4 protein-coding genes are annotated in these 7,275 nt (G+C 66.6%); all 4 read right to left on the reverse strand.

What is annotated here, in order from left to right:
• Window positions 1-263 precede the first annotated feature (263 nt).
• Window positions 264-1,373, reverse strand: a complete 1,110-nt coding sequence (locus IBX53_RS13345) for a Wzz/FepE/Etk N-terminal domain-containing protein (protein ID WP_290910029.1) — start codon at window positions 1,371-1,373, stop codon at window positions 264-266.
• Between the two features lie 646 nt (window positions 1,374-2,019).
• A complete protein-coding gene (locus tag IBX53_RS13350; RefSeq protein ID WP_290910031.1) occupies window positions 2,020-5,934 on the reverse strand; it encodes an AAA family ATPase in 3,915 nt (1,304 codons plus the stop codon).
• On the reverse strand, window positions 5,918-6,610 hold the full coding sequence (locus IBX53_RS13355) for a tRNA-(ms[2]io[6]A)-hydroxylase (RefSeq protein ID WP_290910033.1): 693 nt from the start codon (window positions 6,608-6,610) through the stop codon (window positions 5,918-5,920). Before IBX53_RS13355 ends, IBX53_RS13350 begins: the two co-directional genes overlap by 17 nt.
• Window positions 6,601-7,065 (reverse strand): DUF1289 domain-containing protein, encoded by a 465-nt coding sequence (locus tag IBX53_RS13360; RefSeq protein WP_290910035.1) that lies wholly within the window; start codon window positions 7,063-7,065, stop codon window positions 6,601-6,603. The genes IBX53_RS13355 and IBX53_RS13360 overlap by 10 nt, the downstream gene beginning before the upstream one ends.
• Between the last annotated feature and the right edge of the window lie 210 nt (window positions 7,066-7,275).

The raw sequence follows: 7,275 nt of genomic DNA on the forward strand, positions 1-7,275 counted from the left end.
AATTTTGCCGTTTTACTGCCCTGCCCCACCGCCCACTTGGGGGCCCTAATCGGCATTTTTGCCGATAATCGCATTTCACGGAACCCACGGCAAAAGTGCCGGAAATGCGTTTTCACGTTTTGGCTGGCTTCGTTAACCAATTGATTCCAGACGAAATTAGCGATAAGGGAAGGCTGCCGATCCGCTCTGTCATGCAGCCTTCTCTATATTTCACTTGACTCTCCTCACCCCGGCTAGTGTGGATCACCCTGCCAAGCGGTCCATCAGCCCTGCTGAGTCTCTCGGTAGCTTCTCAGGCTTACTGCAAAGCGTGAGAGGAATACCAGCATCACACCGAGCATGCCACCGAGCACCAGGGAGAGGGCGAGAATCAGCGTGCGGCGCGGTTCGCTGGGGCCGGCCGGCGGGAAGGCGTATTCGACCACGTCCACCACGCGTTCAATGTGGTTGGGCTCGACGCCCTCGTCGACGCCATAGAGCTGACCACTGGCAAGCAACTCCGCGATCCTGATCCGCTGCTCCAGTTGCTGTTCAGTTTCCCTTATCTCAAAGTTGCTAAGGCCTTCACGAATGTTGTCTTCAAGAACTTGAAGCTCAGCCTCCAGCGCCTGATAGCCCATGAAATAGAGAGGCAGAGAACCATCACCGCTGATATTGGCGTAGATAACTTCAGATCCACTGGGCTGACGGCCAAACTGCTGTGGCGTTGTGGGCTTCTCGATCCCTAGGTTTCTAGCCACTGCAATGGCTTGCTCTAGCGTAAACAGGCGATCCTCTCGACTGCGCTGCATCGTCTCTTTTTTAAGCTGAAGATCAGTGATCAACCTGGCGATTTGTGCACGGTTATGGTCATCAAAGCGACTGCGCAGCGTACTCCAAACATTAATGGCCGTGTCTCGCACATAGGTGTTGAGAATATCAGAACCAGCCTCTCCTTCAGGATATGAGTAGGTTAAATTCATTACCTGCTGACCATTACGCTCCGCAGCAAGTCCATCGATGCTGAACCTCCCACTGAACACCCTGCCCAAATCGACTTCTTCGGACAACACAAACTTCTCACGATTGTCGTTAACAAAGGCCTCGAAATTCTGAAAACTTGAAAGACGATTACCCAGAGCTCGATAGGCCTCGTCAGGACTAATGGAAAATCCATTGAGAAGATTGAAGCCGGAAAAGTTGGCAGTAGACGCAGGCACCGCACGAAACCGTGTCTCATAGGTCGGCGTTGTGACCGCCAGGTAGGCGAAGGCTGCCACCACTGCCACCACCACGGCACCGACGATCCAGTACCAGCCCTCGACCAGCATCAGTGCCAGGTCGCGCAGATCGATCTCGTCGTCATAGCGGTTCTGCAGGTCTTCACTGCTCATACGTCGGGCCATCCTCTGGATCACGAGCTCTTGCGGGGTGGGGCTTCAGGCACGCTACCGCTCGGGGATTGTTCCGGGCGCATTCCCAGGCCCTTGTTGCTTCGATGCGGGAGGCTGGCGTGCATCAGGAGTGCATCAGGGTTGGCTGATGCAAGTGGGCGGAGGCAATCGTCCCTTGCCTGTACTCCTGCTGGGCGTAGGCCAGCTTCCCTGCGGTGTCTTGTACGTATCGTTCAGGTGAACATTCTACGTCAGGGGGGGGGAAGGGCTCTACCTCTCTTACAAATTTTGACTATTGGGATGATAGGTACGGTGCAGTACTGGGGAGGCCTTCGGCCTCCATTCGCCCGGCGGAGCCTGGCTCCTACCAGTAGCTGTCTGCCTTGGTGGCAGCGCCATGCGTTCTCAGCACCGCAAGGCGGCTTCGCCTCCATTCGCCCGGCAGAGCCTGGCTCCCACCAGTAGACTTCAGCTTCAGTGGCAGCTTCCATTCGTCGAAGCGTCGAACCGCGGGCAAAGCCCAGCTCCCACCAGTAGACTCCAACTGCAGTGGCAGCTTCCATTCGTCGAAGCGTCGAACCGCGGGCAAAGCCCAGTTCCCACAAACACACAACCCCAACCCCCTGTCCCTACCCAAGCCGGCGCCCTAAAGGGCGTCGGCGTTGGCGGGGTACGGCAGCGCGCGGTCGAGCAGGCTGCGCCAGCGGGCGATGATCGGGGCGTCGGAGTGGCTGACCTCGGCGAGCAGGCGGCGCAGCTCCTGGCGCGCCTTGTCGTCGGCGGGGTCGATCAGGGTGAGCCACAGCTCCAGGCCGTTGATCTGCTGGTGCAGGTTGCCGTCTCTGCGGGCCTGTTGCTGGGCCAGCTCGACCAGGGCGATGATCTCCTCCCGCGGGTGGCCGAGGCGGTGGCGAACCCGGGCCAGGTGCACGGCGAGCTCCGGCACGAACAGGGTGGTCTTCTCCCGGGCCAGCATCAGGGTCTGGTCCAGGTAGTCCTCGGCGCGACGGAACTCCCCCAGCGCAACGCAGGCGTCCACGAACCACAGCGAGGGGCGGCTGTAGGGGTCGCGGCCGGTGAGCTCGGAGAGCTCCTCCTGGGCCTGCTCCACCTGAACGAGGCCCTCGCGGTCGCCGGCCATGGCGCGCTGCCAGCCGAGCACGCCGCGGGCGGCCATCTGCCAGAGGTGCAGGTCCTGGCTGCCGGTGAGCTCGTGGGCGCGTTCGGCGCGGGTGGCGGCCAGGTGCACGTGGCCGAGCTGGCGGTAGAGGGAGGCGGCGTACATCAGCGCCATGGCCAGGCTGCCGGGGTGGCCGATCTTCTCGGCCAGGCGAATGGCGGATTCCACCTGGGTCTCGGCGCGGCGGTAGTCGCCGCGCAGGCAGAGCGCCCAGCCCTGGAAGCAGGCGGCGGTCACCTGGGGGTGGTCGGAGAAGGGCAGCCACTCGATCATCATCGGCGATTCGAGGGGGTTGATCTCCTCCAGATGGTCGTAGGCGCGCTGGATGCGCCCGGCCCAGTACTCGCAGCTGGCGCGAGCATATTCGGCCAGGCGGCGATAGCGCGGGTCTTCCATGCGCTCGGCGAGGCCGGCCAGGCGCGAGGCGAGATGGAAGGCGTCGGCATGAGCGTGGCGCTGGCTGCATCCCACCCACAGCCCCCAATTGACCAGGAAGGCCTGCTCCAGGTCGGCGGTCTCGGGCTCCTCTTCGCTGCCCAGGTGCGCCAGCAGCTCGCGGGCGCGCACGAAGCTCTCGTGGGCGGTGGGCGAGCCGTGGCCCTCCAGGGCGAAGGCGGCCTGGCCGCGCACGGTGAGCAGGCTGACTTCGCGTTCGGCCTGGTCCTCCACCTGACGCAGGCTGACCAGGCCGAGATCGGCCATCTTCAGCGCCGTGCGGTTGGCGCTCACCTTGAGCGCCTCGCGGGCGGCCAGCTCGTAGTAGCGGGCGCCGCGGGCGTAGTGGCCGCTGCGTCGCAGGTGGGTGGCGAAGTCCCCCGGGTGGCGGCTGATCCACATCGGGAAGCGCTCCTCGATCAGCTCGACCACCTGGCGGTGGATCGTCGTACGCACGTCCCGCGGGCAGGAGAGGTAGGCGGCCTCCTGCAGCAGCTGGTGGGTGAACTGGTACTCGCGGCCGTCCTCGTCGCCCTCCACCGGCTCGATGATCTCGAGGCGACGCATCTGCTCCAGCGCCTGGCCGAGGCGCAGCTTCTCCCAGCCGCTGCACTCGGCCAGGAAGTCGAATCGGAAGCGCCGGCCCAGCACCGCAGCGGCGTGAGCCACCTCGCGGTCGCCATCGAGCTGGTCGATGCGGCTGGCCAGCAGGCCGAGCAGGCCGTGGGGCAGCTCGTCGAGGTGCACGCTGCGCCCCTCGCGGCGGTCCATGTCGACCCGTCGGCAGATCTCCTGCAGATAGAGCGGCACGCCATCGCAGCGCTCGATGATCTGACCGCGCAGCCGTGGGCTCAGGTGGATGCGGTAACGGCGGGCGAGCTGGGAGAGCAGCCGAGAGGACTGCATGGCGTCTAGCCGGCCCAGGGTGATCTGCTGGTCCCAGTGCAGCCGCGCCGGCAGCGCCTCGCGGCCGTGGTGGCTGGCCACCAGCATGAAGCCGCAGTTGATCGGCAGGCGCGCTTGCAGGCCGGCCAGCAGCTTGAAGCTGGGCTCGTCGAGCCACTGCAGGTCGTCGATCATCAGCACCAGGGTACGCTCGGCGGCAAAGGCGGTGATCAGGCGCTGCAGCAGCCCCACCACCAGCTCCACCGCCTCGCCGCTCTGGGTGAGCAAGGCCATCTCGCGAGGCTCCCGGGCGCCCAGGGCCTCCTCCAGCAGCTGCTGGCGGGCCTCGTCGAGGTCGGCAAGCCCGAGGGTCTCACGCAGATCGGCCAGGGCCTCGGGGGTGAGGGCCCCCTCCAGGCGCCAGCGCAACAGCTGGCGGGCCACGCCATAGGGTTCCTGCACCGAGAGCCGGGTGGTGGGCTGCCAGCAGATGGCGGCGTCGCGGCTCTGCTCCAGCTGGCGGAAGCCCACCATCAGCGCCGACTTGCCCATGCCGGAGGGGCCGCGCACCAGCAGGCTCTGGCGCAGGCCGATGCCGGCCCGGGCCAGGGCGTCGCGCAGGGTGCGCAGCTGGGTCTCGCGACCCACCAGGCTGGGCGGCAGCGCCTCGCGGCCGCCCTCGTTGGCGCCCAGTACCAGCGCCCGCAGGCGAATACGGCCGTCGCTGGCCACCAGGCGGGAGCTCAGCCGCGGCTGCAGGTCCAGCGCCGGCGGCATGTGCTGGCTCGCCTCCTGGGAGATGACCAGCTCGCTGCCCTCGGCGGCGGCCATCAGTTCCAGCGAGCCCTGGGTGACCTGGCCCAGCGGGTCGACCAGGCCGCGCTCCGGCAGGTAGACCACCCGGCCGCTGTTGAGGCCGGCGGCGAGTTCGACGCGCGGCGGTTCACCCTCGCCGCTCCAGTGGCGGCGGCTCTCCTCGGGGAGCATGCGCCGGCAGTGCTCGTAGAGCGCCACCAGCTCGGCCAGCTGGTGGGCGGGGCCGTGGGTGCCGAAGCAGGCCAGGCCCAGGCCGCCGGTGGCGCCGGGCAGCCAGAAGCCGCCCAGGTGGTGGCACTGCTCCTCCAGCCAGCGCAGCAGCTCGCACTGCAGCATCAGGCAGGCGCGGCTGGCCGGACGGCTGGAGAGGTCGCCCTTCAGGCGCAGGCGAATGGCCATCACCGAGAGCTGGCGTTGTTCGATCTCCTCCTCCCGCAGCGGCGCGCTGTCCGCCGCCAGGGTGCGGGCGAAGCCGAGCCCGCCGGCGGCGGCGTCGGCGTGGGTGTCGGACCAGTAGCGGGCCAGCTGCAGGAAGGCGGGCTCCGGCTGCTGGCCGGAGAGCGCCAGCAGTTGCAGGTAGGCGTTGTACTGTTCATGGGCGGCGGCCAGCTGGCCCTGCTCAGCGAGCTGGCGCACCAGCTTCTCGTGGAAGGGGCCGTACCCGGAGAAGCGGTTGACCAGGTCCACCAGCAGGCCGTCGGGGACGCTGTCGTGCTGCTCCAGCACCGACTCGGCGAAGCGGATCACCCGCTGGCGCCAGTCGTTGCGTACCTGGACCAGCCAGCGCTGGAAGTCGCCGCAGTTGTTGAGCTGCAGCTCCTCGGCGAGATCGCCCTGGTAGTGGTCGAGCAGCGCGGCCAGGGTCGGCAGGTCGCACTCGCCCTCCAGCAGACGCTGCACCTCGTGGAGGTCGAACTGCCAGCGGGTTGGCAGATGGAAGGCAATGGTCTGACGCGAGACGGCGAGCACCTCGTCGGCGTGCTCGCCCAGGGACTGGCGCAGGCAGTGCAGCGCATGGCGCAGGTTGGTGCGCCCGGAGGAGAGCCCCTGGTCGGGCCACAGCAGCTCCGCCAGGGTGGCGCGGCTCACCGGCTGGCTGTGCAGCAGCAGGTAGACCAGCAGCGCCTTGACCTTGTCGTAGCTGAACTGGGTCAGCACATCCTCGCCGAGGGTAAGCGAGAAGTGGCCGAAGAGGGCCAGCCGATCCGCTTGTGGGGTATCGGTTGCGTCAGGTGCATCTCGCATGGTGTCGGTCCTGCGTAGCATGGGGCCGGTCTTGTGCCGGCACGCCACTGTGAAAACGGAACGCCGTGTCGGGCGTCTGCACCAGCTCGGCTTCGCGATCGGCGAAGAAGGCGATACGGGACTCGATGGACGATGCGGCCAGGTGGCGGGCCAGCATCAGGTAGTCCTCGTAGTGGCGCCCTTCCGACTTAACCAGAGTGCGATAGAACTTGGCAAGTTCGGGGTCCAGGTGAGGGATCAGCCGCGCGAAGCGCTCGCAGCTGCGCGCCTCGATGAAGGCGCCGATGATCAGGATGTCCACCAGCCGCTCGGGCTCCTCGGGGCGCACGTGGCGGCGCAGCCCCTCGGCGTAGCGCGAGGCACTGATATGCCGGTAGCGAATGCCGCGGCTCTCCATCAGGTTCACCACCTGCTCGAAGTGCAAGAGCTCCTCCCGGGCCAGCTGGCTCATCTTGGTGAGCAGCAGCGGCTGGTCCACGTAGCGGTAGAGCAGGCTCATGGCCGTGGAGGCGGCCTTCTTCTCGCACTGGGCGTGGTCGATCAGCAGCAGTTCGGGGTTCTGAAGCGCCCAGACCACCCAGGCATCCGGGGTGCGGCAGCGCAGGAAATCGAGCAACTCGGCGGACAGCAGGTCGTCGGCGCTGGCGCGGTGGGGCTCGGGCAGGGTCACGGACATGAAGGGCTCTCGGCAGAACGGTCTAGTGAAGAAGAAAGGCGGCGGGCCTCGGCGGCATCAATGAGCTCGTCGGCCAGGCGCGAATGGAGCTCGGCGGCGGCGAGCCCCTCGCCCTGCCCCGTCGGCGCCAGCCCATAGCGGGCTAGCTCCCGGATCTGCTCGCGGCCGACCCGCAGCAGCTCCACCGCGCGTGACAGCCCGGGCTGCTCCGGCCGGAAGCGGATGCGGTGGCGCTTGAGCTGGACCTCCAGGGCGGCGGCGTTCACCAAGCGCAGATAGCGGCCGGCCACTGCCTCGCGCAGGGCGTCGAGCTCCCGGATGCGCGCGGCACGATCATCGCCTGCCAGGGCGAACCAGTCGCGGATCTCGGCATCGCTGCGCTGGCAGCCGCGGCAGGTGCGATCCCCCAGGGTGGTGGAACAGAGCCCCACGCAGGGCGACGCGATGGCGCTCACGCTCTTTCTCTCACGCGCTTTCTCTCAAGGTCTGCGCCCACGCCCTTTGCCTCGTTGAATGCAGCGTTGATAGTCGTGGGAGATAGTAACGCGAAATGAACGTTTGAAACAGCCGCCTCCTGCTAGCCCTTGGTGGCGGTTGACACTTCGACGAAAGGCGCGACTGGTGGGAGATGGGCTTTGCCCGCGGTTCGACGCTTCGACGAATGG

The sequence above is a fragment of the Halomonas sp. genome, assembly GCF_014859505.1.
Taxonomy (GTDB): domain Bacteria; phylum Pseudomonadota; class Gammaproteobacteria; order Pseudomonadales; family Halomonadaceae; genus Halomonas.